The sequence below is a fragment of the Arthrobacter sp. Y3223164 genome (assembly GCF_059091005.1).
Window position 1 is genome coordinate 1 of record NZ_JBNHGF010000465.1, and the last position, 1,876, is coordinate 1,876.

Annotated in this window: 1 protein-coding gene and 1 pseudogene; both read left to right on the plus strand. The window is 68.7% G+C overall.

What is annotated here, in order from left to right; genetic code table 11:
• Positions 1–1,642 (plus strand): cytochrome c biogenesis protein ResB (resB, locus tag AC5RUJ_RS15440; RefSeq protein WP_494156153.1); only part of this gene is annotated, 1,642 nt, incomplete at its 5' end.
• A gap of 14 nt (positions 1,643–1,656) precedes the next feature.
• A pseudogene (locus AC5RUJ_RS15445) lies at positions 1,657–1,876 on the plus strand (c-type cytochrome biogenesis protein CcsB); the annotation flags it as partial.

The following is a 1,876-nucleotide window of genomic DNA, read 5'->3' on the forward strand; positions in this document are numbered from 1 at the left end:
CCGGAAACGCAACCGCGGCCGCGACGACGTTGCCGTCCCCGCGCTGGGTCTCGCCGGCATGCTGCGCTGGGCCTGGACCCAGCTGACGAGCATGCGCACCGCGCTGTTCCTCCTGCTGCTGCTGGCCGTGGCCGCGGTGCCCGGCTCGCTGTTCCCGCAGCGCCCCGCCAACCCCGCCGTCGTGACCCAGTACATTGCGGACAATCCCGCGGTCGGGCCGTGGCTGGACCGCTTCCAGCTCTTCGACGTCTACTCCTCGGTGTGGTTCTCGGCCATCTACCTGCTGCTCTTCCTGTCGCTGATCGGCTGCGTCATCCCGCGCGCCATCCAGCACTACAAGGCCATGCGGTCGCAGCCGCCCAGGACTCCCCGCCGGTTGTCCCGGCTGCCCGAGTACGGGTCCATGGCGGTCCCCGCGGACGCCGGCGTTTCCGCCCGCTCCGCCGTCGAGGACGCCGCCCGCTTGCTGAAGCGCCGCGGGTACCGGGTGGATGTGCGCGACGCGGACACCGACCGGCCCTCCGTGGGAGCGGAGCGCGGCTTCGCCAAGGAGATCGGCAACCTGGTCTTCCATACCTCGCTGATCGGCGTGCTGGTGTCCGTCGCCATCGGCGGGCAGTTCGGCTACACGGGCCAGCGGATCCTGGTCGAGGGCGAAACGTTCGTGAATTCGCTCATCGGCTACGACAGCTTCAATCCGGGAACCGGGTTCACCGAGGACCGGCTGGAGCCGTTCTCCATGCGCCTCGACGAGTTCGATGTGGTCTTCGACCGGGAATCACCGACCCACTACGGCCAGCCGCTCGACTTCACCGCCACCCTGACCGTGCGCGCCGAGCCAGGGGCGCCCGAGGAGCAGCAGGTGCTGAAAATCAACCACCCGCTGACACTCGGCGGAACGAACGTGTACCTCATGGGCAACGGCTACGCGCCGGTCGTGACCATCCGGGACGGCGAGGGCAACATCGCCCACCAGGGTCCCGTCATCGCGATCCCGAACGACGGCGCCTACACCTCCACGCTGGTGATCAAGGCGCCGGACGCGCAGCCGGAACAGCTGGGCTTCGTGGGGTTCTTCCTCCCGACCGCGATGGAGGGCGAAGACGGGGTGGCCTACGGCAGCGACCCCGATCCCATGAACCCCCGGTTGTACCTGAACTCCTATTACGGGGACCTGGGCCTGGACAACGGCGACCCCAAGAACGTCTACGTCCTGGACACGACCGAGCTGACCGTCCTCAACGACCGCAACCAGGAGGACGGGGGCATCGAACTCGCCGCCTACGAAACGGCGGAACTGCCCAACGGGATGGGCAGCGTCACGTTCGACGGCCTCGTCCGCTATGCGGCGCTGGACATCCACCATGATCCCGGCAAGGTCGGTGCCCTTGTGTTCTCCTCGCTGGCCCTGGCCGGCCTGGGCGCCTCCCTGTTCATCGGCCGCCGCCGCGTCTGGGTGCGGGCCGGCACCCACGAGGACGGCCGCACCATGGTCGAATGGGGCCTGCTGGCCCGGGGCGAGGACCACCGGCTGGCCCCGGAAGCGGCCGCCCTCAGCAAACTCTTCCGCACCCAGTGGCTGACGGATGCCGCCCCCGGGGCGCACAATAGCAAGAGCGCCGCCGGCGTTGACAACCACTAAGGACATCTCTTCCCATGCCCACGATTGACCAGACCATGGCCCAGTACAGCGAGCTGTTCATCCTGCTCGGTGCGATGGCCTTCACCGTCGCCTTCATCGCCTTTTGCTGGGATTTGGTGACATCCAGCAAGACCATCAAGGCGGTGGAAGACCGGCTGGCCGCCGGGCACGACGCGGCCGAGCAGGGCGTGCTCGTCGGCGCCGCCGGTGCGGCGTCGGCAGCTGCAGGCGCGA